This window comes from Bradyrhizobium sp. USDA 4504, from assembly GCF_054063995.1.
Map to the genome: position 1 here is coordinate 3356549 of NZ_JBSSGV010000001.1, position 23789 is coordinate 3380337.

The window sequence follows — 23789 nt, forward strand, 5'->3', positions numbered from 1 at the left end:
CTATCCGATAAAGCGTCGGACAGTCTCAATAAATTTGCCGACCGAGATCGGCTTGGACAAATAGGCTTCGCAGCCGCCCTCGCGGATACGTTCTTCGTCGCCCTTCATGGCGAAGGCGGTGACCGCGACCACCGGAATTGCGCGCAGATCGGGATCGTCCTTGATCCAGCGCGTGACCTCCAGGCCGGAAACCTGGGGTAGCTGGATGTCCATCAGGATGAGGTCGGGGCGCAGCTTGCGGACAAGGTCGAGCGCTTCGAAGCCATTGCTGGTGCCCGAAGTCTGATAGCCGTGCGCTTCCAACAGATCGCGAAAGAGCTTCATGTTGAGCTCGTTGTCCTCCACGATCAGGACGGTTTTGGCCATCCCGTCCCTCCCAAACCCAGGAGACGGGCCCGGCTGCGGCACCTCACGCACCGCGCTCGGGGCGCGTCGAAAATGTGAATTCAAACTAGCGCCAGAATCGCTCTAACCCGTTAACCCGAACTCCAACTTCCGCAGTGTGGTTTCCGTTGCTTGAACACACGCGGAAGACTCGGGCATGATGGGCCTCTCAATAGAGACCATAAGTTAACGGAAAGGCAAACCGGCGCGTTGAAAAAGCCTGTTCACAACCCCCGGGAAGTTGCTGAAATCGTTGCGATTCAGGCGCTCGGCTTCATTGCCGGCGATCCCGAGCGGCTGGGCCTGTTCCTGGCTGAAACCGGAATCGGTCCAGAGACGCTGCGGAACGCCGCGTCCAACCCTCAATTTCTTGCGAGCGTGCTCGATTTCGTGATGCGCGACGACGCCACCGTGAAGGCGTTTGCCAGGGCCTCGGAACTGCACCCGACCAATATCGCCGCCGCCCATCAGGCGCTGGGCGACCCGAAATGGGAGCGCGACGTGCCGTGACGACGGCAGCGGCAGCTTCCGACGGCCCCCTCAGTTTCTGCCGAGACTGCCTCGGCGACCTCGATATCAAGGTGAAGCGATGCAGCCATTGCGGCTCGCCGCGGCTGGTGCGTCATCGCGCCCTGCCCGCGCTGGCGCTGGCGCACATCGACTGCGACGCGTTCTATGCCACCGTCGAGAAGCGCGACAATCCCGAGATCGCCGACCGCCCGGTCATCATCGGCGGCGGCAAGCGCGGCGTCGTGTCGGCCGCCTGTTACATCGCCCGCACCTATGGCGTCCGCTCGGCGATGCCGATGTTCAAGGCGCTGGAACTCTGCCCGGATGCGACCGTAATTCCGCCGGACATGGCGAAGTATGTCCGGGTCGGGCGCGAGGTGCGGCAGGCGATGCAGGCGCTGACGCCGCTGGTCGAGCCGCTGTCGATCGACGAAGCCTTCCTCGATCTCGCCGGCACGCAGCGCGTCCACGGCATGATCCCGGCCAAGGTGCTCGCCAAATTCGCCCGCGATGTCGAGCGCGACATCGGCATCACGGTGTCGGTCGGCCTGTCCTGCAACAAGTTCCTCGCCAAAATCGCCTCCGACCTCGACAAGCCGAGGGGCTTTGCCGCGCTGGACCAGGACGAGGCGCGCGAGATGCTGGCCAGCAAACCGGTCGGGTTCATCTACGGCGTCGGCCCCGCGACCCAGGAGAAGTTGGTGCAGCGCGGCTTCCGCCTCATTGCCGACCTGCAGCGCGCCGACGAGAACGAATTGATGAAGCAGTTCGCGAGCGAAGGCCGCCGGCTGTGGCGGCTCGCGCGCGGCATCGACGACCGGAGCGTGGTGGCCGATCGCGGCGCCAAGACGATCTCGAGCGAGACCACCTTTGAGACCGACATCCGCGACTTCGCAACGCTGGAAAGACTGCTCTGGAAACTGTCGGAGAAAGTCTCGGCGCGGCTGAAGACCAGCGAGCTCTCGGGGTCCACCATCACGCTGAAGCTGAAGACCGCGGACTTCCGCCAGCGTACCCGTTCGCAATCGATCCAGACCCCGACCCAGCTTGCCGCCAAGATCTTTGCGGTGTCGCGCGAGATGCTCGCGAAGGAAATCGACGGCACCGCCTTCCGCCTGATGGGCACCGGCGTCAGCGCGCTGCGCCCGGGCGCGCAGGCCAACGATTCCGACATGCTCGACCGCCGCTCGGCGCACGCCGAACGCGCGATGGACAATCTGCGCAAGAAGTTCGGCAATGCCGCCGTGATCAGGGGCATTGCCTATGAGGGGCCGCAGAAGAGCGCGGAAGAGTAATCGGTCGTCATGGCCGGGCTTGACCCGGCCATCCATCAACGAGGACTCTTTGAAAAGCGATGGATGCGCGGGTCGAGCCCGCGCACGACGACTGCGCAGCCCTTCAATCCGCGACCGCAACCGCCTCGATCTCAATCAGCCATTCCGGCGCCGCGAGCGCGGTGACACCGACCAGCGTAGAGGCCGGCGGCTCCATGCCCTCAAAGAACGCCGAACGTGCCTTGCCGATGATGGGACGGAGCTCCGGCTTGTAGCCGACGACCAAGGTCGTGATCTTCACGATATTGGAATAGCTGGCTCCGGCGGCCTTCAGCGCCATGCCGAGGTTCTGCATCACCTGCGTCGTCTGCGCGGCGAGATCGCCGGCGCCGACCACGCGGCCCTCCTCGTCGACGGAGACCTGTCCCGAAATGTAGATCGTGCGCGCGCCGGAGGCGACGACGACGTGGGAGTAAGCCGGATTGTGATGCAGGCCGCTGGGGCGAAGGTGGTTGAGCTCGCTCATGAGGTGCCTCCCTGACACGCGTGTTTGTGGGAAGCCTACTCGTGCCGGACGGTTCCGGCCAGTGCGGTGTCGTGGAGTGCTCGGGCTTGCTCCGCCGTCGTCCCGACGAAAGCCGGGACCCATCCACCGAAGGTGATTGTTGTGCGACGCTGGGGCCACAGCCCCCTTCAACAACTCACCCCTGTGGTGATGGGTCCCGCTTCGCTTGCCCGGGACGACGCTGAGTGGGTGGCGATAGCCAGCCCTCACTTGCAGGGCTTGGAATCCCTGACGTCGAACTTGTCCAGCGCGCCCGAGATCACGAAATCGTTGTAGTCCAGCACCAGTGCACGGGAGACGCCGTTCTCGTACAGCTCGAACGACATCGCGTAGACCGGCGTCTGCTCGCCGTCCTTCGCGCGCGCGTCGCTGTCGTAATAGCTCACCGTCACCGGCCAGCGCGTCATGGCCTTCATCGCATTGCTCGCCGTCGACGGATCGGGCGATGACGGCGCGCGGTCGCCTGTGATCGGCCGGCCGATCACGGTCAGCGTGTTGTAGATCTTCTCGCCGTTGTCGGAGCCGTCATAGACGGTCTGCTCGAGCACCGACTTGCCGTCGCGGGCGGCAGCGATGATGTGCTGGATCTGCTCGGTCGGGAACACGATCTTGCCGTCGATATTGAACGTCTTCTTGACCGGCTGGGTCAGCTTCACGGTGATATGATCGCCGACCCGCTCGGCGATGCCGTCGACCGGCGACGATTCGCTGTCGTTCATCCGCGTGTCGATCTTGAAGCGGTAGCTTTTGCCCGACGCGTCCTCCCAGGACGTGGAGCGAAGATCGGACAGCGTCACCTTGCCCTCGCCGCTGTCGAGCTCGGACACCTGGCGGAATTCGGAGGTGTAGCCTTCGCAGGAGTTGCCGGAGAAATTGTAGAGGATGCGCCCGCGCGCATCGCTGACCGAGTTGGAGCCGCGCGATTTCACCAGGCTGAGGTCGTAGAGCGCCTGATGCGCGAGAAACGGCCCGCTTGCCGCAGCGACCGCGGGCCCCTGAACCAGGCCGGATCCTGCGGCAACGGCGATCGCAAACACCAGGGCACGCGACGGAGTCCGGAACGGCAGGGTCATGTGGTTTCCTCAAGGAGGCAGGGATTCGCCACAATAGTGACGGTGGTATTGCGCCGCAACTGGGGCAAGTCTGACAAAATGGCAATGTATGCAGCGAAATTGCCGTCATTTTCGGCAGCTTTCCGTGCGATTCGGCACGTCATGGCCGCGTTGTCCTCACCTTACCGTCGCTTGCAACCGGCGGCACGATGCGCGAAACAATCGAAACAAACTTGGCCCTGACCGCGTTTCAGGCTTCGTGCAATCCAATTGGGGGACCAAAAATGGCGGGTACCGTCGAACAAAAACTGGCGTCACAGGGCATCACACTTCCCGAGCCGACCTCCCCGGTCGCAAACTATGTCCCCTTCGTCCGCAGCGGAAACCTGCTGTTCGTGTCCGGCCAGGTCTGCTTCAACGCCGAGGGCAAGCTGATCGCCAAGGGCAAGCTCGGCGCCGGCGTCACGCTCGAACAGGGCGCCGCTGCCGCGCGCGGCTGCGCAATCAATCTGCTGGCCCAGATCAAGGCCGCGCTCGGCGACCTCGACAAGGTCGTGCGCGTGGTGCGGCTCGGCGGATTCATCAATTCGGCGCCCGACTTCTTTGACGGGCCGAAGGTGCTGAACGGCGCCTCCGACCTGATGGTCGAGGCGTTCGGCGACAAGGGCCGCCATGCCCGTACCACCGTGGGCGTCGCCTCGCTGCCCGCGGACGCCGCGGTCGAAGTCGAAGGCGTGTTCGAAGTCGCCTGATCGATGCGCGCTCCTGATTGGCTGACGAAACGGCCGGTTGCCCATCGCGGCCTGCACGATGCCGCACGCGGCATCATCGAGAACATGCCGGCCGCGGCCACCGCCGCGGTAGCCGGCAACTTCGCCATCGAGTGCGATATCCAGCTCACCGCCGACGGCGAGGCCATGGTGCATCACGACGATGCGCTCGGCCGCCTCACCGAGGGGGCGGGGCTGCTGGCAACCAGGACGGCGGCCGAGCTGAAGGCCGTCAAGTTCAAGGACACCGCCGAGCAGATGATGACGCTCGGCGATCTCTGCGCGCTGGTCGCCGGCCGCGTGCCGCTGGTGGTCGAGGTGAAGAGCCATTTCGACGGCGACCGCAAGCTGGTGCGGCGGATGGCCGAGGTGCTGGCGTCCTATTCCGGCCCGGTGGTCGGCATGTCCTTCGATCCCGACCAGGTGCTGGCGCTGCGCGAGATCATGCCGAACCTGCCGCGCGGCATCACCGCCCAGCGCACCTATGACGACGGCCATTGGGACAAGCTGACGCCGGCACAGCGCGACAGCATGCTATACCTGCGGCACGGCTTTACGACCGAGCCGCATTTCGTCGCCTATTGGGTCAACCAGCTGCCGGCACCGGAGCCGTGGATCGCCCGCAACGTGTTCGGCTGTGCGCTGCTGGCCTGGACCGTGCGGACGGTGGAACAGCGCGAGCGCGCGGCGCGCTACGCCGACCAGATGATTTTCGAGGGGTTCGTGCCGGGAACCTGACATGTCCGAGACATGCCCTTGCAGTCTTGAACTCGTCGCTGCGACGCACGATGTTGGCGAGGGTTGGTCGTCATCGGCGATGGCGCAATGCGGGGCATGATCCGGAAGTGGAGCCAGCTGTTCCGGAAGATCATGCTCAAACGAGGCACCGGTCTTCATTCTCGATGGCGTCTTCTGAAATCACCCTAGAGGCTGTAGCCGACATCGGCGGCATTCCGGCCGCCGAATGGGACGCCTGCGCCAATCCCAAGGCGGATGCGGACAGCATCCATCACCTCGACACGCTGGCCTCGCCCGGTTCCGCAAAGGATTGCCAGACCACCGCAAGTTCGAGCTATAACCCATTCGTTTCCCACGCCTTTTTTGCCGCCGCCGAAGCCTCCAAGTCGGCCTGTCCGCGGACCGGCTGGGGCCCGCGGCATCTGATCGCGAAGCTCGATGGCCGGATCGTCGGCGTCGTGCCCTGCTATCTGAAATCGCACTCGCAGGGCGAATACGTGTTCGACCGCGGCTGGGCCGAGGCCTACCACCGCGCCGGCGGCAGCTATTACCCGAAGCTTCAGGTGTCGGTCCCCTTCACGCCCGCGACCGGGCCGCGGCTGTTGATCCGCGACGGCGTCGACCGCGAGGTGATCGGCTCGGCGCTGGCGCGGGGCCTGCGGGCGCTCTGCAACGCCACCGAGGCGTCCTCCGTGCATGTGACGTTCGCCCGCGAGGACGAGGCCAGGTTCCTCGGCGCCCACGGTTTCCTGCAGCGGACCGACCAGCAGTTCCACTGGCACAATCAGGGCTACAAGACCTTCGACGACTTTCTCGGTTCGCTGAACTCCCGCCATCGCAAGGGCATCAAGCGCGAGCGCCGCGAGGCGGTCGCCGCCGGGATCACCATCCACTGGCTGGCCGGCTCGGACATCACCGAGGACGCCTGGGATGCGTTCTTCGAGTTCTACATGGAGACCGGCTCGCGCAAATGGGGCCGGCCGTATCTGACCCGAGAATTCTTCTCGCTGATCGGCGAGACGATGAGCCGGGACGTGCTGCTGGTGATGGCCAAGCGCAACGGCCGCTGGATCGCCGGTGCGATCAACTTCATCGGCTCCGACACGCTGTTCGGCCGCAACTGGGGCGCGATCGAGCACCACCCGTTCCTGCATTTCGAGGTCTGCTACTACCAGGCGATCGATTTCGCGGTTCAGCGCGGCCTCAAGGTGGTCGAGGCCGGCGCGCAGGGCGAGCACAAGCTGGCGCGCGGCTACCTGCCGCAGACCACCTATTCGGCGCATTTCATCGCCGATCCCGGGCTGCGCCGTGCGATCGCCGATTACCTCAAGCGCGAGCGCGACTATGTCGCCGAGGTCGGCCGCGAGCTCACCGAGGCCGGCCCGTTCCGCAAGACGGTCGACGACGACGCTTGACGTCTCCGCCGCCACCTAGGCAATAAATCAGCATCATCGAGGAGCCGCCGCCATGCCCGCCGCCTACGACAACAACAACATCTTCGCGAAGATCCTGCGCGGCGAGCTGCCCTGCTACAAGGTCTATGAGGACGAGCACGTGTTCGCGTTCCTCGACATCATGCCGCGCTCGCCGGGGCACACGCTCGTGATCCCGAAGGCCCCTGCCCGCAACATCCTCGACATCAAGCCCGACGACTACGCCCATGTCGCGCGCGCCTCGCACAAGCTCGCCGCCGCCGCGATGAAGGCGTTCGAAGCCGACGGCATCACGGTCCAGCAATTCAACGAGCCGGCCGGTGGCCAGGTCGTCTTCCATCTGCACATGCACGTCATGCCACGCAAGGACGGCGTCGCACTGCTGCCGCCCGCGAGCCACAAGGAAGACGGCAAGGTGCTGGAGGCCAGCGCGGCGAAGCTGATCGCAGCGTTGAAGTAATCCCACCGCTGTCATTCCGGGGCGCGCGGAGCGCGAACCCGGAATCTCGAGATTCCGGGTTCGATGCTTCGCATCGCCCCGGAATGACCGGTTGAGAGATTCTACTCCGTCTCAAAGTCCCCGGCCTGCGGCGGAGCCAGCGGGGTGAACTCGCAGCGATCGGGCTTGACGTCGATCAGCGGCGTCTCGTCGAGGCAGTCGAGGCCGCGCACCAAGATGACGTTGCCCTCGACGCCGACCAGCTTGACGATCGCGGTGCCGATCGGATTGGGGCGCACCGGCGAGCGCAGCGAGAAGGTGCCGCGGGTGTTGCCGTTGTTCTTCGGGCTTTGCAGCACGATGTCGCGGCGCGACTGATGCAGCCAGTACAGCACCTCGAGATTTGAATAGAAATCGACGCCCTTGATCGCGGCGACCCAGGGCTCGAAAATCTCGAGCCGGCACACCGGGCCGTCATGGCGCCCCTGTCGCGGCGTCGCCAGCCGCGAGGTCCAGGGCGTGCGGATGCGGCCGATGAAGACAAGCGCGGCATCGCGCGCCGTCGGCATGTCGACGGCGACCTCGCCCTGGCGCAGTTCCATTTCACGTACCATGTGTCAATCCAGCGATATGTTCAGCGCCTTGACCACGCCCGCCCATCGCGCGCGATCGGTATTCACGAACTTGTCGATCTCGGCCTGGCTCTTCGCATGCAGCGGCGGGAAACCGATCTTGAGCAGCGAAGCGCGGAACGCTTCGTCGTTCAAGGCCCGGTCGAGGCTCGCCTTGATCTTGTCGGCGATGTCGTCAGGCACCCTCGACGGCGCTGCGATACCATACCAGACGCTGACCGCATAATCGGGATAGCCGCTCTCGGCGATCGTCGGCAGATCGGGCAAATCGGGGATGCGCTCCGTCGAGCTGACGCCGAGCGGCCGCAGCATGCCCGATTTGACCGGCGGCAGCGCGGTGCCGAGCGTGTCGAACATCAGCTGGATGTTGCCGGACAGCAGATCGGTCAGCGCGGGTCCTGCGCCCTTGTACGGCACGTGGGTCATCTCGACGCCGGCCATCTGCTTGAACATCTCGCCGGCGAGATGAACCGTGCCGCCGGTGCCCGCCGATCCGAAATTGAGTTTTCCAGGATTCTTCTTCGCGTAAGCGACGAACTCCGCGATCGTCCTCGCCGGCACCGACGGGTGCACCTCCATGATCATCGGCGCGTCCGTGATGACGGACAGCAGGCGAAAATCCCTGGCCGGATCGTAGGGCAGCTTCTTGTAGAGCATCGGATTGAGCACGAAGATCGAGGCGGCCGTCACGAACAGCGTGTAGCCGTCGGGATCGGAGCGCGCCACGGCCTCGGCGCCGATCGCGCCCTGCGCACCGGCCTTGTTCTCGACCACGACCACCTGTTTGAAATCGCGCCCGAGATATTCGCCGACGATGCGGCCGAGCACGTCGGTCGGCCCGCCCGCGGCATAGGGCACCACGAGCTTGATCGGTCGCGTCGGATAATCCGCGGCACGCGCCGGCAGCGTCGCCGCCAGCAACGCCGTCAGAGCAACAATGAATAGCGATGATGCGCGCCGCTGCATGCCGTTTCCCCGTTTCTTGGGGAGCGAGACTAGCGGATAATGCGGACGCCGCAATCAGCCGAGCCAGTATTTGCCCGCGATCATGACGACTTCGCCCGCGATCACGCCCGCGAAGATCGATTTCCTCGCCAGCATGAACACGACAAAGCCCGCGGCGACGGCGCCGTAACGCAGCCAGTCCGGCACGCTGGCGAGCGCGCCCGGCGGCTGCACCACGATCTGCGCGATGATTCCGGCGAGGATCGCGGTGGCGACCGCCCTCACCCAGACCAAGAGCTCGGAATTCTCGTCGATGCCGCCGCCGAACCACAGGCCGAGCATGCGCCAGATCTGGTTGGGGATGACGCCCGCGACGAACAGGATCGCCAGCGCGTGCCATTCGCCGATGAAACCGCTCATGCGCGCGCCCCGACGATGCCTGCCCTCGCGCGGTGCACGGCATAGGCGATGGTGCCGGCGACGACGCCGCTGACCAGGATGTCGACGCCGCTGTTCAGCATCGCCGCCAGCGGGAACAGCAATAGGCCGAGCACCAGCGCGATGACATCGGCGAGCTCGCGGCAGTTGCGCGCCGTGGAGAACAGGAAGGCGAGCGGCGTCAGCATCAGCATGCCGGCGGCGAACAGCGGCGTGAGGTTGGCCGCGAGCATGTAGCCGATCGTGTTGGCGATCAGGCAGACCGTGACCAGGCCGCAGCCGAGCCCGTGGATGAAGGCGATCCGCCGGTTGCGCGGCACCTGCGGCAGGAAGCGGAAGCATTCGACCCACAGCGTCACGGCGGTGAGATGCGCCACCAGGATCAGATGCCGGCGCTTGGTCTGTTCGGTCCGCATCATCGGCAACACCGACACCACCATCGGAAACAGGCGGATCGCGCTGACGGTGACCGCGATCGCCGATTGCAGCACGGTGGCGCCGGAGCCGAGTGTCGTGATCACGATGATCTGCGCGGGACCGGCCCAGACGAACGCCGTGCTCGCCAGGGTCCAGCCCAGCGAGAAGCCGGAATCATGCGCCAGCGCGCCGATGCCGAGATAGGTCGCAAACAGCACCAGGGTCAACACGGTCGCGCCGATCGACCGTGCGCCCCACAGGAAGGCGCGGAACGAGGTGTGCCATTGCGGAGAATCGAGCGGAGGAAGCGCCACGGGGAACCGGATGGTTTGCAATCGCGGCGGCTTAGGGCGCTGACAACGCAGGGTCAAGCAAGAGACGGCACAGGGCGGGTATGCGCCTTGGTAGCCCGGATGAAGCGCCAGCGAAAATCCGGGGCCGCTCTTGCAACCGGCGAGAGCTGTCCCGGATTGCGCTTCGCTTCATCCGGGCTACCGATCCACGCAATCACGCCCTGTTCTTCAGCACGAAGCACGCCCCGCCCGCCTTGCGGATGCGGTTGCACAGGCCGTCGGCCTCGGGGCGCGTGTCGGCGCCGATGCGCACCTGGTAGAAGGTCGCGCTGCCGCGGGTGCGCAGCCGCGAGCTCAACAGGCTCGGATCCTGGTCGCCGATCACGTTGGCGAGGCGCTTGATGGCGCGGGCATACATCGCCAGCGCCTTGTCGCGGCTGAAGCCGGCGGCGAGCTGGACGCCCCACACCTTGGCCGCCGACAGCGTGATGTGCTGCTCGAGCCCTGCGACGAACGGGTTGGGCGCGCGCTTGAGCAACGCCATCAGCTCGCGGCAGCTCTTGGTCGGCGCGCGCTGCGGCATCTTGCCGTTGCGCCCGGCAGCGGCCCAGTCGTCGACGCTGGAGCCGGTGATCGCGGAGACGTAATTGCGCGTCTCCTGCGGCATGTAGCCGGAGCCGGCGAGCCAATCCTGGATCCGGCGCGGGCCGGCATTGTAGGCCGCGGCCGCGAGGCCGAGATTGCCGAACTGGTTGCGCAGCTCGCTGAGGAATTCGGCCGACTTCGGCAGCGCCTGCACCGGATTGAACGGATCGAGCAACCCGCGCTCGTTTGCCGTGCCCGGCATGAATTGCGCGATGCCCTGCGCGCGCTGGCCGTTGCGCGTCATCGGACCAACCGCATCGGCCTGGAAGCGGCTCTCCTGCCAGATCACGCGCGCGAAGAATTCGAGCGGCAGATCGTTGGCCCGCGCCGCCGACTCGATCATCAGGCACATCGCCTCGCGGGTGTCGCTCTCGCGCACATCGTCCGCGGGCTTGTCGGTCGCCGCCGCGGGCTTCTCGGCCGGCGCTGCGGGCGTATCCGCCGGGGACGCGGCAGGTTTGTCGGCCGATGGTGCGGCCTGCTCTCCCGACGGTGGCGCAGGCGGCTCCGCCGGCGCGGCCGCGGGCTGCTCAGCGGGCTTGTCCGGGGGCGGCGCTGCCGGCTGCTCGGCGCCAGGCGGCGGCGCCGGGGCCGCGGCCGGAGCGTCCTCCGCGCCGACCCGGGCCGGCGGCACCAGCAGCACAAGCATGACCAATGCGGCGCAACGACCGGTTCGCATGGCAATTCTGTTCCCGTGCGGGCGCGGCTTGACACCGCAAGCTCGTGGTCTAGCTATGGACTGAAATGATGGCGCGCAAAAGGGAGCGCAAATGGCCGCAGCATCCGACGATCAACTCGGCTTTGCCCCCGATGACGACGCCCCGATCGGCTATATGAAGCGAACCCGCGATTATTACGCGGCTATCGGCTACACCACCCCCTACCGCTGGGCGCATTACACCTCCGCCCCGTTCCAGCCCCTGAAGAAGCCGCTGAACCAGTCCCGGGTCGCCATCATCACGACCGCGGCGCCGTTCGATCCGGCACGGGGCGACCAGGGTCCCGGCGCGAAATACAACGGCGGGGCCAAGTTCTATGCGGTCTATGACGGCGACACGTCAAAGCAGCACGATCTGCGGATTTCGCACATCGCCTATGACCGCACCCACACCACGGCGACCGACAGCGGCACCTGGTTCCCGCTGGCACAGCTCAAGCGCCTCGCCGCGGCCGGCACGATCGGCGACGTCGCGCCGCGCTTCTTCGGCGCGCCGACCAACCGCAGCCACCGCGTCACCATCGAGACCGACGCGCCCGAAATCCTCAAGCGCTGCCGTGACGACAAGGTCGACGCCGCGGTGCTGGTGCCGAACTGCCCGGTCTGCCACCAGACCGTCAGCCTGGTGGCGCGGCACCTCGAGGCCAACGGCATCTCCACCGTCGTGATGGGCTGCGCCAAGGATATCGTCGAGCATGCCGCGGTGCCGCGTTTCCTGTTCTCCGATTTCCCGCTCGGCAATTCCGCCGGCAAGCCGCAGGACGTCGCCTCGCAGGCGTTCACGCTGGAGCTGGCGCTGCGCGTGCTTGAGCAGGCGCCCGGTCCGCAGACCACCGTGCAGTCACCGCTGCGCTGGAGCGAGGATGCTTCCTGGAAGCGCGACTACAGCAACGCCGATGCGCTCAGCGCCGAGGAGCTGGCCCGCCTGCGCCGCGAGTTCGACGCGCAGAAGGAAGTCGCCAAGGGCCTGCGCGAGCGCGTGGCGTAAGGCTCGGCGCTAGACACGAGCACTTAGCCAACTCAAGGCGTCGTCGCTCGGGCGACCTGTACGGCGGTGAGCATGCCGGTCCGTTCATGGCAGCCGAGATATTCGAAGAACTGCTCGTCGGCGCCTGCCAACGTGACCTCGTGATACAGCCTGAGCTTGGCGTTCGGCCCCAAGGTCGAGAGATACTTCATCGCCGCGCCAAAAATCCTGACATGGGTCGGGTGCGATTCCGCCCAGCGCTCGAGTGCCGCAAGGCTCTTCCACCAGCTCTGGCCGTAAGACTTTTCGGTCGGCCTGCCCTCCGCATCGACAACGCGCATGTAGCGGTTGGCATAGCAGCCGATCGGCACACCGTCGTCGCGCAGGAAATCCATGCCCTCGCGCAGCACCGGCTCGACATCGTCGAGATACATCTTGCGTTCCGCTGCCTCGGTATCGCTCCAATCCTGTCCGGAACGGATCAGGCAGAGATTGTCATGCGCGACCACACGGATGCGTGCGCCGTCGCGGATCACGCGCGGCTCGCCGCCCGGCGTCATCGCGTCGGTCTGCGACAGCGGGATACGGTCGCGCATGCCGCCCCAATAGGCGTGCTCCTGCACCTCTCCGCTCATGCCGTCGGCAAGCACCGCGACGCCCTCCGGACGGCCGAGCGACGAGAACAGCGTCTCGTAGCGCGCAACATGCGGCCGCAGCACCTCGATGAAGCGACCGACGCCATCGCTGGCGCCGCTGCCGGTCCAGGCCTCGCGCGCGCCGTCGAACCAGGCGTCGAAACGCCCGGCATCGTCCCAATAGGCGACCGAGACGACGTTGGTGAAGCCGGCCTGGTCGACATATTGCGCGCGGTCCCAATGCGTCGGACTGTTTTCTCTGGCAAAGCGCGTGGCGATCTGCGCCAGCGCGTCGGTCGCCGCCGCGCTCCTCTCACCGCGATATTGCACGCCGAAATAGGCCATGATCACGCGCGTGACCGCGGGCTTGTGGCGCGCGACGAAGGATGGATAAGGCGGCGCGTAGTCGTCGGGCACACGCCGATGACGCGATCAGACTGTCTGCAAATGGGATGGAATGGCGGATTCCATGGCAGTCGCCTCCCGTTGGATGTCGTGCTTTCAGCTCGCGGCCGCGTCGATCTCCTCAAGGCTGTCGAGCGGCAGCGCGAAATGCTCGACGCGCTTCGAGGGCTTCTTGTTCAGCAGCAGACGCGTGACATCGGGGCGCGAATAGTGTCCGGCCGGATCGGCGGCATTCTTGGCGATCCCGATCGCGCCGAGATCGATATCGGCGAGCAGCAGGCCCTCCTGCTCGGGCGGCAGCTTCTCGGCGATCGAGCTGCCGTCCGGCCCGTAGATCGCGGCATGTCCGCCGCCGACATGCAGCAGCGCGTGCTTGTCGTCGCGGTCGCACATCTCGTCGACCATCGCCTGCGAGACCGTGGCGCAGGGCGCCAGCACGAAGCACGAGCCTTCGACCGCATAGACCCGCGAGGCCGCGTTGTTGACCTCCCAGCCGAGCGCCGGCGCGAACGGATCGTACAGCGAGAAGCTCGGCCAAGCCGCGACATGGACCTGCTCGTTCTGGGCGTACATCGCGTATTTCGACAGCGGCTGCAGATGCTCCCAGCAGCACAGCGCGCCGAGCCGGCCGATGCCGGGACGGTCATGCACCGCAAGGTCGCTGCCGTCGCCCTCGCCATAGACGGTGCGCTCGGCATGGGTCGGCCGCAGCTTGCGCCGCTTCGCGATGGTCTCGCCGTCGGGCCCGATCAGCCATTGCGCGAGGTAGAGGCTGCCGCCGTCGCGCTCGGACAGGCCGAGCACCGCGGTCATGCCGGCCTTCTTGACCGCGAGCCGCAGCTTCTCGGCCTGCGGGCTGTCGTAGCTCAGCGAGTTGTCGAAATAGCGCTGCACGAAGCCGCGTCCGATCGCCCAGGCCGGCGAGTCCAGCCAGATGTACCAGGGATAGCCGGGGATGAAGGCCTCGGGAAACGCGATCAGCTTCGCCCCTTTGGCGGCGGCCTCCTCGATCAGCGCGATGGACTTGGCGATGGAGGCGTCGAGGTCGAGCCAGGCAGGTGCGGCCTGCACCACCGCAACGCGGTATTTCGGATGTTCGATGCCCATGATGTCCTCCTCGCGGCCGACGCTTGCGGCCGGTTCGTGCTTGATCGGCCATGGCGGCCTCTGACATCATGCTGCCCCGGGACCGGGCACGCCGTTCGACCAGGACGGAAGGAAAATTCGACTGCGGAGGAGATTCCCCGGCCGTCCCCGGTATGAAGCTTGCTTTGTTTGCGTGGCCAGCGTTTGCACTCGTGAAGGGAGGAAATCATGCCGGCCCTGTTCACCACGGAAGACGCGCCCACCCATCGGCGCCTTGCGCTCTGGCAGGACATCGTCTGCGACGTGTTCGTGCAGCTCGACTGCAAGTCCGACCTCGGCACCGCCTTCCACGGCGCCATCACCAGCGCGCAGCTGGGCGCGGTGAAATGCTCGGTCGTCTCGTCGAGCCGGCAACGGGTGCTGCGTACCCCGTCGCGGATCGCTCGCGCCAGCGAGGATTTTGTTCTGTTCGCCCTCGGCCGGAGTGGCGCGGGCGCCGTGCTGCAGGACGGCCGCGAGACCGTGATCCAACCGGGCGAGTTCGCATTCTACGATACCACCCGGCCCTATGAATTGCGCTTCAACGCCGACTTCACGCAGACCATCTTCCAGGTGCCGCGCGCCATCCTGCACCGGCGCTTCGCCGGCACCCAGGGCTTAACTGCGACCACGTTCACATCGGATCGTCCCGTGCAGCGGCTCGCCTGGCAGTTCATCGCGGGGCTCTCCGAGATCGCCGACAAGCTCGATCCTGACACCGCGATCCGCCTTGCCGACCAGGCCGCCGACCTGCTGGCGATGGCGATGAGCGAGCGACTCGGCGGCGCCGCGCTGCCCGCCTCGACCCACCGCTCCGCGCTGCTCTACCGGCTGAAGGCGCATGTGCTTGCGCATCTGCCGAACCCCGAGCTCAACCTCGCCGAGACCGCCGCCGCGCTCGGCATCTCGCCGCGCTACGTCAACAGCCTTTTGGCCGACGAGGACACCTCGTTCCAGCGCTTCGTGCTGGCGCAGCGGCTGGAGCGCTGCAAGCGCGACCTCGCCTCACCAGCGCACGCGCATCGCCACATCGGCGAGATTGCATTCGCCTGGGGCTTTAACGATCTCTCGCATTTCGGCCGCGTGTTCCGTGACCATTACGGCCTGTCGCCGCGCGACTGGCGGCAAAGCCGGCTGCCGAACTAAAGCTTTTTCGAGGGAAGCCATAGGTCTCTTGCGGCGCAAAATAGCCGGGAATCCACGCCCTCACGGATGCAAATATTTACACTAACTGCAACGGGTTCCCCGGCGCCCTTCTTTTCGCTGGGGCGGACCGGTACAGTCGTGCCGTTCATTTGGAGGATTTCCCATGCAGGACCGGCGCCAGAACGTACGCGAGAAGGTGTTCTATGGTGCGGTTGCGGAGATCAATGAACGCGGCTCGACGATGGATTGCGTCGTCCGCAACATCAGCGAAGGCGGTGCCTGCGTTGAATTTAGCGATGCCGCGCACTTGCCCGAAGAGATGAATCTCAGCGTCGCACGCAAGGGCCGCTCGTTCCTGGCCCGCCTGATCTGGCGCCAGGCCAACAAGGTCGGCCTCGCCTTCCGGATCATGACCTCCGACACGCCGGTCAGCGATCTCGACGAGCGGGTCCGCCGCAGCGAGATCAAGAAGCGGCAGCTACAGCGGCGCATCAACGAATTGCTCGGCCAGGGCTGAGCCGCCTCGGCTCGGAGCCTTCGTTTCCGTCGCGGCCGGCATCCGGCATTCGGGGTTGCAAAGGCCGGGCTAATCCAACATGCGGTAATCCCCGCAACGCCGGAACCGAGAGCCCCTCCACGACATGTCGTCCGCGATGACAGAGCATCCCGACGGGCTGCCGCAGCCGCAGCGCAATTGGGCCGTTCTCACGATCGCGCTCGGCCTCGTGATGGCCGTCGTCGACGGCTCGATCGCCAACGTTGCGCTGCCGACCATTGCCCGGGATCTGAACGCCAGCCCCGCGTTCTCGATCTGGATCGTCAACGGCTATCAATTGGCGATCACGATCTCGCTGCTGCCGCTGGCCTCACTCGGCGAAATCATCGGCTATCGCCGCGTCTATCTGGCGGGGCTGTTGCTGTTCACGCTGGCCTCGCTGTTCTGCGCGCTGTCGCACACGCTGCCGCTGCTGACGGTCGCCCGCATCCTGCAGGGGTTTGGCGCTGCCGGAATCCTCAGCGTCAACACCGCGCTGGTCCGCTTCATCTATCCGCATTCGCTGCTCGGCCGCGGCATCGGCGTCAACGCGCTGGTGGTCGCGATCTCGGCCGCGGTCGGTCCCACCATCGCCTCGTTCATCCTGGCGGTCGGGACGTGGCCGTATCTGTTCGCCATCAACGTCCCGCTCGGCATCGTCACGCTGGCGCTGGGCTGGCGCTTCCTGCCGCACACCAGGCCGGCGGTTCACGCCTTCGACTGGCAGAGCGCCGCGATGAGCGCCATCGCGTTCGGGTTCGGCATCAGCGCGATCGATAGCGCCGGCCATGGCGGGTCGCTGTATCTCTGCGCATTGGAGTTCGCGGTCGCCGCGGTCGCCTCGCATTTGCTGTACCGGCGGCAGCAGCATCTGCCCTCGCCGCTGCTGCCCGTCGACCTGCTGCGGATTCCGATCTTCGCGCTCTCGATCGGCACCTCGATCGCCTCGTTCTGCGGCCAGATGCTGGCCTTTGTCGCGATGCCGTTCTATCTGGAAAACCATTTCGGATATTCGGCGGTGCAGATCGGCCTGTTGATCACGCCGTGGCCGATTGCGGTCGCGTTCGCCGCCCCGCTCGCGGGCTGGCTGGTGGAACGCTATCCGGCCGGCCTGCTCGGCGGCATCGGCCTGCTGCTGTTCGCGACGGGATTGGGCACGCTGGCCTTGATGCCGGTCAACGCCACGCCGATCGACGTGGTCTGGCGCATGGCGCTGGCCGGCGCCGGCTTCGGCCTGTTCCAGACCCCGAACAACCGCACCATGATCGCCGCCGCCCCGCGCGAGCGCTCGGGCGGCGCCAGCGGCATGTTAGGGACCGCGCGCCTGCTCGGACAGACCATCGGCGCCGCTTTGGTGGCGCTGCTGCTGGCTCGCTATCCGGCTGACGGCACCCAGATCTCGCTGATGGTCGGCGTCGGCTTTGCCGTCGTGGGAGCTGCGCTCAGCACGCTCCGGCTGTCCTCGGCCGGCAGCCGCGGCGCCGACCGGGTGCGGGTCCAGGAGGGTCAGCGGCTGAAGGGCGAGTGAAGGCACGGAGACGCGCCTCCCACCGCCAGAAATAAAAAGGCCGGCTGTTCAGCCGGCCTTTTCGTTTGGTTGTTCGCTCGCGCCTCAGACCTTGACCATCGGTCCCTTTGAGGCCGGCCCCTTGGTGCCGCCTCCGCCGCCGTTGGGACCGCCCTTCGGCGGCTTGCGCTTGCGCGGCGGCAGGTTCTCGGGCTTCGGCGTGACCGGGCCCTCGACATATTCGAAGCCGATCTTGTCCTTGGCGGTCGCCTCGTCCTTGACCAGGATGACGCGGACGTGTCCGCCGCCCTTGAGCTGACCGAACAGCACCTCATCCGCGAGCGGCTTCTTGATGTGCTCCTGGATGATGCGCGCCATCGGACGTGCGCCCATCTGCTCGTCATAGCCGTGCTCGATCAGCCAGGCCTTTGCAGGCTCGGACAGCTCGATCGTGACGTCGCGGTCGGCGAGTTGCGCCTCGAGCTGCAGCACGAACTTCTCGACCACCATGCCGATCACCTCGGCATTGAGGTGCGAGAACGAGACGATCGCATCCAGCCGGTTGCGGAACTCCGGCGCAAACTGGCGATTGATCGCTTCGTGATCGTCGCCTTCCCGCTTCGAGCGGGTGAAGCCGAAGGCCTGCCGCGCAAGATCGGCCGCGCCGGCATTCGTGGTCATGATCAGGATCACGTTGCGGAAGTTGACCTGCTTGCCGTTGTGGTCGGTGAGCCGGCCATGATCCATGATCTGCAGCAGCACGTTGTAGAGATCCGGATGCGCCTTCTCGATTTCGTCGAGCAGCACGACGCAATGCGGATGCTGGTCCACGCCATCGGTGAGCAGGCCGCCCTGGTCGAAACCGACATAGCCGGGAGGTGCGCCGATCAGGCGCGACACGGTGTGCCGCTCCATGTATTCGGACATGTCGAAGCGCAGCAGCTCGACACCGAGCGACGCCGCCAGTTGCTTGGCCACCTCGGTCTTGCCGACGCCGGTCGGACCCGAGAACAAGTAGCTGCCGATCGGCTTCTCCGGCTCGCGCAGGCCGGCTCGCGCCAGCTTGATCGACGCCGCCAGCGACTCGATCGCCTTGTCCTGGCCGAACACCGTGCGCTTCAGGGTCTGCTCGAGATGCTTCAGCACCTCGGCATCGTCCTTCGACACGCTCTTCGGCGGGATCCGCGCCATGGTCGCGATCGTGGTCTCGATCTCCTTAATGCCGATCGTCTTCTTGCGCTTGCTCTCGGCGACCAGCATCTGCGCCGCGCCGGACTCGTCGATCACATCGATCGCCTTGTCGGGCAGCTTGCGGTCGTGGATGTAGCGCGACGACAGCTGCACCGCCGCCTCGATCGCCTCGTTGGTGTATTTCAGCCGATGGTAATCCTCGAAATAGGGCTTCAGGCCCTTGAGGATCGCGATTGCGTCTTCCACCGTCGGCTCGTTGACGTCGATCTTCTGGAAGCGCCGCACCAGCGCGCGGTCCTTCTCGAAGTGCTGACGGTATTCCTTGTAGGTGGTCGAGCCCATGCAGCGGATCGTGCCCGAAGCCAGCGCGGGCTTCAGCAGATTGGACGCATCCATCGCGCCGCCGGAGGTGGCGCCGGCGCCGATCACGGTGTGGATCTCGTCGATGAACAGGATGGCGTTCGGATGCGCCTCCAGCTCCTTCAGGACCTGCTTGAGCCGCTCCTCGAAATCACCGCGATAGCGGGTGCCCGCAAGCAGCGTGCCCATGTCGAGCGAGAACACGGTCGCGGCCGCCAGCACTTCCGGCACATCGCTGTCGACGATGCGCTTGGCGAGGCCTTCGGCAATCGCGGTCTTGCCGACGCCGGCTTCGCCGACGAACAGCGGGTTGTTCTTCTGGCGGCGGCACAGCACCTGGATCGCACGATTGATCTCGGCATTGCGGCCGATCACCGGATCGATCTTGCCGTCGCGCGCCTTCTTGTTGAGGTTGACGCAATAGGTCTCGAGCGCCTCGCCCTTCTTCTTGGCGTCCTCGTTGCCCTTGGTCTCGGTTTCCTCGTCGACGCCGCGCACCGGCCGCGCCTCGGACACGCCGGGCCGCTTGGCGATGCCGTGGCTGATGTAGTTGACGGCGTCGTAGCGCGTCATGTCCTGCTCCTGCAGGAAGTACGCGGCGTGGCTCTCGCGCTCGGCGAAGATCGCGATCAGGACGTTGGCGCCGGTCACTTCCTCGCGACCGGACGACTGGACGTGAATCACCGCGCGCTGGATCACGCGCTGGAACCCGGCGGTCGGCTTCGCGTCATCGGCGCCGTCAGTCACCAGGTTTTCGAATTCGGTCTCGAGATAATTAACGAGGCTGGTCCTGAGCTTGTCGAGATCGACGCTGCAGGCCCGCATCACAGCCGCCGCATCCGAGTCATCGATCAGCGACAGCAGCAGATGTTCGAGCGTCGCGTATTGATGGTGACGCTCGTTTGCGATCGCCAATGCACGGTGCAGCGACTGTTCAAGGCTTTGGGAAAAAGTTGGCATTCGCGTCCTCTATGGCCCCCTGCCATCATGATCGCCATTACCGGGTCAGGCAATAACAACCTTCGTGATCGCCTTTGATATAGTTACGACGGATCGTGGCGAAAGACCGGTCCCGCGATGATGGTTTTCTTCTAAATTCGGGGCATCGGGGCGTCGCGCGGCGACGCCCGTGATCGTACGGGAACGCCGTTCACCACCATCAAAAACCGCGATGCAAGACCCGTTCCGCGCCTCGCGGCGGGTCAGTCGTTCCAGCGACCTATTTCTTTTCCATCACGCACTGCAGTGGATGCTGGTGCTTGCGCGCGAAGTCCATGACTTGCGTCACCTTGGTCTCGGCGATCTCGTAGGTAAAAACGCCGCACTCGCCGATCCCGTGGTGATGAACGTGCAGCATGATCTTGGTCGCCGCCTCGGCGTCCTTGTTGAAGAATCGTTCCAGCACGTGAACGACGAACTCCATCGGCGTGTAGTCGTCGTTCAGGATCAGGACTCGGTACAGGTTCGGACGCTTGGTCTTCGGCTTGACCTTGGTGATGACCGAGGTCGAGGGGCCGTTGCCCGTCCCATTGCGGTTGTCATCATTGTTCATTTTCGGCGCCGGCGCGGCGGCCACCGCCGGCATCGACGAAACCGGCTCGGAAATCGGGACTGTCAACGTGGATCGCAACATGGCTCAGGCGTTCGAATTCCCCAAGGGAAACCGGATGGCGGGAAACCGGATGGCAATTGGATGGTGGTCGCGATTGCCGCAAGACTGATCGCGGAACCCCCAGCAATGCTTTCCAGATTGCCGCTCCCGGTCCGATCCGGCGGCCGGATCGACTTCCCGAATATGGGCCTCGCGAGGCCCAGCCGCAAGCGCAGACCCGGCGCGGCCCACCGGTCCGATTCCGGGCGCGGCAACCCTCGGAAGGTTAATCATTTCTGCCCGATTTGACAAAGGAGTCGGGCGGCCAATTTAGACGTCATTGAGGATAGCGAGTGCTTTTGCCCGGCTTTTGAGCCTCCCCCGCGCCGCCCTGCCGGGTTTCCCGCGCCCGATTCACCATCTGTTTAGCGGCGCCGGTCGAGATGCCACCGCAATCCATTTCGACGAGAGTGCCATGCTTGGTTCAGCCATTTCCGATCGCGTCTGCGCGGTTGCTCGCCGGTTTTCCAGGGCAAATAACGGCAATGTCGCGGTGATCTTCACCTTCGCAATGCTGCCGCTCCTCGCTTTCGTGGGAGCCGCGATCGACTATACCCGCGCCAACAACGCCCGCTCCGCGATGCAGGCAGCCCTCGATTCGACCGCGCTGATGCTGTCCAAGGATCTGACCATGGGCAACATCACGGCTGCGGATATCCCGAGCAAGGCGCAGACCTATTTCACCGCGCTTTACACCAATAAGGACGGCCAGGGCATTTCCGTCACGGCGAACTACACCACCCCGACCTCGAGCGCGGCGGCCACCATCCTGCTGGGCGGATCCGGCCACATCAAATCCGATTTCATGCAGCTGGCCGGTTTTCCGACGCTGGGTTTCAAGAGCTCGACGACCACCACCTGGGGCAACGTCAAGATGCGCGTCGCCCTCGCCCTCGACAACACGGGATCGATGTCGGACGACAACAAGATCACCGCGCTGCGCAACGCGGTGGCCGGAACCGGCGGGCTGATCGACCAGCTCAGCGCGCTGAGCAAGAACAATGGTGACGTCTATATCTCCGTCATTCCGTTCGAGAAGGTCGTCAATGTCGGCACCAGCAATGTCGGTCAGAGCTGGATCGACTGGACCGACTGGCTCAATCCCCCGACCACGCAGCCCGCCAACGGCACCATGCAGGCAAGCCTGCCGATGAACTGGCACGCGGTCGGACCCGGTGCGCGATGCCCGTGGACCAACAACAACGGCGGCTTCACCTGCCAGAAGAGCCCGACAAATACGGGCAGCGCGAACTACATCCCCTCGAGCGGGACCTATTCAGGCTACATCTGCCCCAGCGTCGATGCGAACTCCTACACGCGCTACAATGGCTGCTGGGTGAGCACGCAGGTCGGCACCGGCGTGTTCTGCAGCGGCTCGACGTCGTGCAGCTGTCCGAAGAATTCGTCGGGTAACGATGTCTCCGGCTGCAGTTGCGGCACCTCCGGCGGCGTCTATCAATGCACCGGCAAGCTGTATACCCACGACTGGACGCAGCCCGGCCCCAACGACACGGCCGACAATCAGGGCCAGCCCCGGGTCAGCGCCGTCGTCGGATGGACCAACAATCAATGGACCTCGACCAACCAGATCCCCACCGTGAAAAACGACTGGCGGCAAGCGTCCACCAACCCGATCGGCAACTGGACGGGCTGCATCGCCGACCGCACCCAGCCGAATGATGCGACCGGCGTGCTGCCGGCGTCATCCGACGTCACCACGCTTTTCCCGGCCAACGAGCTCTTTGAGAACGGCTACTCCTACTGCAGCAGCAACTCCTCGCCGCAGCTCGAGCCGATCATTCCGTTGAGCTACAACTGGACCGCGCTCAAAAATGCGGTCAACGCGATGCAGCCGACCGGCGGCACCAACCAGGCGGTCGGCCTGGCGTGGGCATGGCAGTCGCTACTGGTGGGCGGCCCGTTGAACACGCCGGCGGAGGACTCCAACACCACCTACAACCGGGTCATCATTCTCTTGTCCGACGGTCTGAACACCGAGGACCGCTGGCCCGAATACGGCGACGGCCGCACGCAGGCCTCCGGCAACCCGATCGACGCCAGGCAGGCCCTGCTGTGCCAGAATCTGCAGGCCGCGAAGGACTCCAGCGGCCAACCGCTGTACACGATCTACACGATCCAGGTGAACACGCACTCGCCCGCCGATCCGACCTCGACCGTCCTGAAGAACTGCGCCAGCACGCCCGACAAATTCTTCATGCTCACCAGCTCGACCCAGATCCTGACGACGTTCAACACGATCGGAACCGCCCTCAGCAAGCTGCGGCTGGCCAAATAGTCGCCCGCTTGAGGCACAACAAAAAAGCCCGGCCAAACGGCCGGGCTTTTCGTTTGTCTTGGACGGCAACGCTTACTGAGCGGCGGGCGCGAACTTGGAGACCAGACCCTCATAGGGCTTGAAGGTCTGCTTGGCGCAGTCGCTGTACAGGCCGGCGATCTTCTGCGATTCCGCAACGAAGGTCTCGTAGGACGAGCGCAGGTACTCGGTCTGCGCCTCGAGCGCCTTGTCCAGCGACTTCACGCCCGACAGCTTCTCGACGAACGACTTGGTGTCCTCAAAGGACTTCTTGGCATAGTCGCCATAGGCGGTGGCGATGGCCTGAACGCCGCTCTGCAGGTTGTTCGCCGACGCGGTGACCGACTCGAAATGCTCTTTGCCGTAGTTCTGAATGTCTTCGATCTTGACCATGGATGGAATTCCTTTTCCCAGACTTGAAGGCGCAAATTCCCATTGCCGGGAAGCTCCCGGCCCCCTGACGCCGATAGCCATATCGCATCGCACAATAGAGTCAACGAATATTGTGCATCGCACAATCCCACAACCCCGAATCTCCGGCATTCGCGATAAACCCCGGGGGACTACGCAACGGTTGCTTAATCTTTTGGAAACTCGGTCCGCCTAACCTGATTCCCGGACTTTGTTCGCCTTCCGACAGACAGCCTCGAAAGCTGTTTGTGAACAACACCTTAGCTAGAAGAGCGACCTGAGCCGCCAC

The 23789-nt window shown here is 65.2% G+C and carries 25 protein-coding genes; 12 read left to right on the forward strand and 13 right to left on the reverse strand.

The window, feature by feature from the left end; all coding sequences use genetic code 11:
• Positions 1-366: a response regulator gene (locus ACVMB1_RS15520; protein WP_028336390.1), complete on the reverse strand. Its 366-nt coding sequence runs from the start codon at positions 364-366 to the stop codon at positions 1-3.
• Between the two features lie 228 nt (positions 367-594).
• On the opposite strand from ACVMB1_RS15520, the gene ACVMB1_RS15525 reads away from it, so the two are divergent.
• Both ACVMB1_RS15525 and ACVMB1_RS15530 read left to right on the forward strand, forming a co-directional pair.
• Positions 595-894: a DUF3572 domain-containing protein gene (locus ACVMB1_RS15525; RefSeq protein WP_076834488.1), complete on the forward strand. Its 300-nt coding sequence runs from the start codon at positions 595-597 to the stop codon at positions 892-894.
• Positions 873-2189 carry a DNA polymerase IV gene (locus ACVMB1_RS15530; protein WP_310885858.1) on the forward strand — a complete coding sequence of 439 codons (1317 nt, stop codon included), beginning with the start codon at positions 873-875 and terminating at the stop codon, positions 2187-2189. Before ACVMB1_RS15525 ends, ACVMB1_RS15530 begins: the two co-directional genes overlap by 22 nt.
• A gap of 103 nt (positions 2190-2292) precedes the next feature.
• On the opposite strand, the gene ACVMB1_RS15535 is transcribed toward ACVMB1_RS15530, so the two are convergent.
• On the reverse strand, positions 2293-2694 hold the full coding sequence (locus ACVMB1_RS15535) for a RidA family protein (RefSeq protein WP_310885857.1): 402 nt from the start codon (positions 2692-2694) through the stop codon (positions 2293-2295).
• A 245-nt stretch (positions 2695-2939) separates the two neighbouring features.
• Positions 2940-3806, reverse strand: coding sequence for a cell envelope integrity EipB family protein (locus ACVMB1_RS15540; protein ID WP_057020803.1), 867 nt, complete (start codon positions 3804-3806; stop codon positions 2940-2942).
• A gap of 263 nt (positions 3807-4069) precedes the next feature.
• Between ACVMB1_RS15540 and ACVMB1_RS15545 the strand changes: the two genes are divergently transcribed.
• From ACVMB1_RS15545 to ACVMB1_RS15560, 4 genes are all read left to right on the forward strand, one after another.
• Positions 4070-4537: a RidA family protein gene (locus tag ACVMB1_RS15545; protein WP_016845428.1), complete on the forward strand. Its 468-nt coding sequence runs from the start codon at positions 4070-4072 to the stop codon at positions 4535-4537.
• Between the two features lie 3 nt (positions 4538-4540).
• Positions 4541-5293: a glycerophosphodiester phosphodiesterase gene (locus ACVMB1_RS15550; protein WP_076834494.1), complete on the forward strand. Its 753-nt coding sequence runs from the start codon at positions 4541-4543 to the stop codon at positions 5291-5293.
• Between the two features lie 164 nt (positions 5294-5457).
• Positions 5458-6708: a GNAT family N-acetyltransferase gene (locus tag ACVMB1_RS15555; protein WP_310885856.1), complete on the forward strand. Its 1251-nt coding sequence runs from the start codon at positions 5458-5460 to the stop codon at positions 6706-6708.
• 52 nt (positions 6709-6760) lie between these two features.
• On the forward strand, positions 6761-7186 hold the full coding sequence (locus ACVMB1_RS15560; protein WP_310885855.1) for an HIT family protein: 426 nt from the start codon (positions 6761-6763) through the stop codon (positions 7184-7186).
• 101 nt (positions 7187-7287) lie between these two features.
• Here ACVMB1_RS15560 and tsaA read toward each other — a convergent pair whose 3' ends face one another.
• The 5 genes from tsaA to ACVMB1_RS15585 form a co-directional block, all read right to left on the reverse strand.
• Positions 7288-7779, reverse strand: coding sequence for a tRNA (N6-threonylcarbamoyladenosine(37)-N6)-methyltransferase TrmO (gene tsaA / locus ACVMB1_RS15565; protein WP_310885854.1), 492 nt, complete (start codon positions 7777-7779; stop codon positions 7288-7290).
• Positions 7780-7782: 3 nt separating this feature from the next.
• Complete coding sequence (locus ACVMB1_RS15570; protein WP_310885853.1) at positions 7783-8763, reverse strand: Bug family tripartite tricarboxylate transporter substrate binding protein; 981 nt, start codon at positions 8761-8763, stop codon at positions 7783-7785.
• A gap of 54 nt (positions 8764-8817) precedes the next feature.
• Entirely contained in the window at positions 8818-9162 is a 345-nt protein-coding gene (locus ACVMB1_RS15575) for an AzlD domain-containing protein (RefSeq protein ID WP_141342748.1), read from the reverse strand.
• Positions 9159-9911 carry an AzlC family ABC transporter permease gene (locus ACVMB1_RS15580; protein WP_028336401.1) on the reverse strand — a complete coding sequence of 251 codons (753 nt, stop codon included), beginning with the start codon at positions 9909-9911 and terminating at the stop codon, positions 9159-9161. The genes ACVMB1_RS15575 and ACVMB1_RS15580 overlap by 4 nt, the downstream gene beginning before the upstream one ends.
• 193 nt (positions 9912-10104) lie before the next feature.
• The gene (locus ACVMB1_RS15585; RefSeq protein WP_310885852.1) at positions 10105-11214 is read right to left on the reverse strand and encodes a lytic transglycosylase domain-containing protein; all 1110 of its coding nucleotides are present in this window, start codon (positions 11212-11214) and stop codon (positions 10105-10107) included.
• 91 nt (positions 11215-11305) lie between these two features.
• Here ACVMB1_RS15585 and ACVMB1_RS15590 point away from each other — a divergent pair, with 91 nt between their 5' ends.
• Positions 11306-12241: a glycine/sarcosine/betaine reductase selenoprotein B family protein gene (locus ACVMB1_RS15590; protein ID WP_310885851.1), complete on the forward strand. Its 936-nt coding sequence runs from the start codon at positions 11306-11308 to the stop codon at positions 12239-12241.
• A gap of 32 nt (positions 12242-12273) precedes the next feature.
• Here the strand turns inward: ACVMB1_RS15590 and ACVMB1_RS15595 are convergent, their stop codons facing one another.
• On the reverse strand, positions 12274-13272 hold the full coding sequence (locus ACVMB1_RS15595) for a phenylacetaldoxime dehydratase family protein (protein ID WP_456848742.1): 999 nt from the start codon (positions 13270-13272) through the stop codon (positions 12274-12276).
• 84 nt (positions 13273-13356) lie between these two features.
• Positions 13357-14367: a carbon-nitrogen hydrolase family protein gene (locus tag ACVMB1_RS15600; protein ID WP_076834510.1), complete on the reverse strand. Its 1011-nt coding sequence runs from the start codon at positions 14365-14367 to the stop codon at positions 13357-13359.
• A gap of 207 nt (positions 14368-14574) precedes the next feature.
• On the opposite strand from ACVMB1_RS15600, the gene ACVMB1_RS15605 reads away from it, so the two are divergent.
• From ACVMB1_RS15605 to ACVMB1_RS15615, 3 genes are all read left to right on the forward strand, one after another.
• Positions 14575-15531, forward strand: coding sequence for an AraC-like ligand-binding domain-containing protein (locus ACVMB1_RS15605; RefSeq protein ID WP_076834514.1), 957 nt, complete (start codon positions 14575-14577; stop codon positions 15529-15531).
• A 163-nt stretch (positions 15532-15694) separates the two neighbouring features.
• Positions 15695-16048, forward strand: coding sequence for a PilZ domain-containing protein (locus ACVMB1_RS15610; protein WP_076834516.1), 354 nt, complete (start codon positions 15695-15697; stop codon positions 16046-16048).
• A 124-nt stretch (positions 16049-16172) separates the two neighbouring features.
• Positions 16173-17594, forward strand: a complete 1422-nt coding sequence (locus ACVMB1_RS15615; RefSeq protein WP_076834518.1) for an MFS transporter — start codon at positions 16173-16175, stop codon at positions 17592-17594.
• An 84-nt stretch (positions 17595-17678) separates the two neighbouring features.
• On the opposite strand, the gene clpA is transcribed toward ACVMB1_RS15615, so the two are convergent.
• Both clpA and clpS read right to left on the reverse strand, forming a co-directional pair.
• Positions 17679-20084, reverse strand: a complete 2406-nt coding sequence (gene clpA, locus ACVMB1_RS15620) for an ATP-dependent Clp protease ATP-binding subunit ClpA (protein WP_076834521.1) — start codon at positions 20082-20084, stop codon at positions 17679-17681.
• 259 nt (positions 20085-20343) lie between these two features.
• Entirely contained in the window at positions 20344-20676 is a 333-nt protein-coding gene (gene clpS / locus ACVMB1_RS15625) for an ATP-dependent Clp protease adapter ClpS (protein ID WP_038385792.1), read from the reverse strand.
• On the opposite strand from clpS, the gene ACVMB1_RS15630 reads away from it, so the two are divergent.
• Both ACVMB1_RS15630 and ACVMB1_RS15635 read left to right on the forward strand, forming a co-directional pair.
• Positions 20669-20845, forward strand: a complete 177-nt coding sequence (locus ACVMB1_RS15630) for a hypothetical protein (RefSeq protein ID WP_156436563.1) — start codon at positions 20669-20671, stop codon at positions 20843-20845. The genes clpS and ACVMB1_RS15630 overlap by 8 nt on opposite strands.
• Before the next feature lie 345 nt (positions 20846-21190).
• Positions 21191-23071, forward strand: a complete 1881-nt coding sequence (locus tag ACVMB1_RS15635) for a TadE/TadG family type IV pilus assembly protein (RefSeq protein ID WP_057020815.1) — start codon at positions 21191-21193, stop codon at positions 23069-23071.
• 72 nt (positions 23072-23143) lie between these two features.
• Here ACVMB1_RS15635 and ACVMB1_RS15640 read toward each other — a convergent pair whose 3' ends face one another.
• Positions 23144-23482 (reverse strand): phasin family protein, encoded by a 339-nt coding sequence (locus tag ACVMB1_RS15640; protein ID WP_016844841.1) that lies wholly within the window; start codon positions 23480-23482, stop codon positions 23144-23146.
• Positions 23483-23789 lie beyond the last annotated feature (307 nt).

Bases quoted from the DNA above. Each gene is read 5' to 3' on its own strand.
- ACVMB1_RS15520 (WP_028336390.1), bottom strand. From the start codon at position 366: ATGGCCAAAACCGTCCTGATCGTGGAGGACAACGAGCTCAACATGAAG.
- ACVMB1_RS15530 (WP_310885858.1), top strand. From the start codon at position 873: ATGGGAGCGCGACGTGCCGTGACGACGGCAGCGGCAGCTTCCGACGGC.
- ACVMB1_RS15535 (WP_310885857.1), bottom strand. From the start codon at position 2,694: ATGAGCGAGCTCAACCACCTTCGCCCCAGCGGCCTGCATCACAATCCG.
- ACVMB1_RS15540 (WP_057020803.1), bottom strand. From the start codon at position 3,806: ATGACCCTGCCGTTCCGGACTCCGTCGCGTGCCCTGGTGTTTGCGATC.
- ACVMB1_RS15545 (WP_016845428.1), top strand. From the start codon at position 4,070: ATGGCGGGTACCGTCGAACAAAAACTGGCGTCACAGGGCATCACACTT.
- ACVMB1_RS15550 (WP_076834494.1), top strand. From the start codon at position 4,541: ATGCGCGCTCCTGATTGGCTGACGAAACGGCCGGTTGCCCATCGCGGC.
- ACVMB1_RS15555 (WP_310885856.1), top strand. From the start codon at position 5,458: ATGGCGTCTTCTGAAATCACCCTAGAGGCTGTAGCCGACATCGGCGGC.
- ACVMB1_RS15560 (WP_310885855.1), top strand. From the start codon at position 6,761: ATGCCCGCCGCCTACGACAACAACAACATCTTCGCGAAGATCCTGCGC.
- tsaA (WP_310885854.1), bottom strand. From the start codon at position 7,779: ATGGTACGTGAAATGGAACTGCGCCAGGGCGAGGTCGCCGTCGACATG.
- ACVMB1_RS15570 (WP_310885853.1), bottom strand. From the start codon at position 8,763: ATGCAGCGGCGCGCATCATCGCTATTCATTGTTGCTCTGACGGCGTTG.
- ACVMB1_RS15575 (WP_141342748.1), bottom strand. From the start codon at position 9,162: ATGAGCGGTTTCATCGGCGAATGGCACGCGCTGGCGATCCTGTTCGTC.
- ACVMB1_RS15585 (WP_310885852.1), bottom strand. From the start codon at position 11,214: ATGCGAACCGGTCGTTGCGCCGCATTGGTCATGCTTGTGCTGCTGGTG.
- ACVMB1_RS15590 (WP_310885851.1), top strand. From the start codon at position 11,306: ATGGCCGCAGCATCCGACGATCAACTCGGCTTTGCCCCCGATGACGAC.
- ACVMB1_RS15600 (WP_076834510.1), bottom strand. From the start codon at position 14,367: ATGGGCATCGAACATCCGAAATACCGCGTTGCGGTGGTGCAGGCCGCA.
- ACVMB1_RS15605 (WP_076834514.1), top strand. From the start codon at position 14,575: ATGCCGGCCCTGTTCACCACGGAAGACGCGCCCACCCATCGGCGCCTT.
- ACVMB1_RS15610 (WP_076834516.1), top strand. From the start codon at position 15,695: ATGCAGGACCGGCGCCAGAACGTACGCGAGAAGGTGTTCTATGGTGCG.
- ACVMB1_RS15615 (WP_076834518.1), top strand. From the start codon at position 16,173: ATGTCGTCCGCGATGACAGAGCATCCCGACGGGCTGCCGCAGCCGCAG.
- clpA (WP_076834521.1), bottom strand. From the start codon at position 20,084: ATGCCAACTTTTTCCCAAAGCCTTGAACAGTCGCTGCACCGTGCATTG.
- clpS (WP_038385792.1), bottom strand. From the start codon at position 20,676: ATGAACAATGATGACAACCGCAATGGGACGGGCAACGGCCCCTCGACC.
- ACVMB1_RS15635 (WP_057020815.1), top strand. From the start codon at position 21,191: ATGCTTGGTTCAGCCATTTCCGATCGCGTCTGCGCGGTTGCTCGCCGG.
- ACVMB1_RS15640 (WP_016844841.1), bottom strand. From the start codon at position 23,482: ATGGTCAAGATCGAAGACATTCAGAACTACGGCAAAGAGCATTTCGAG.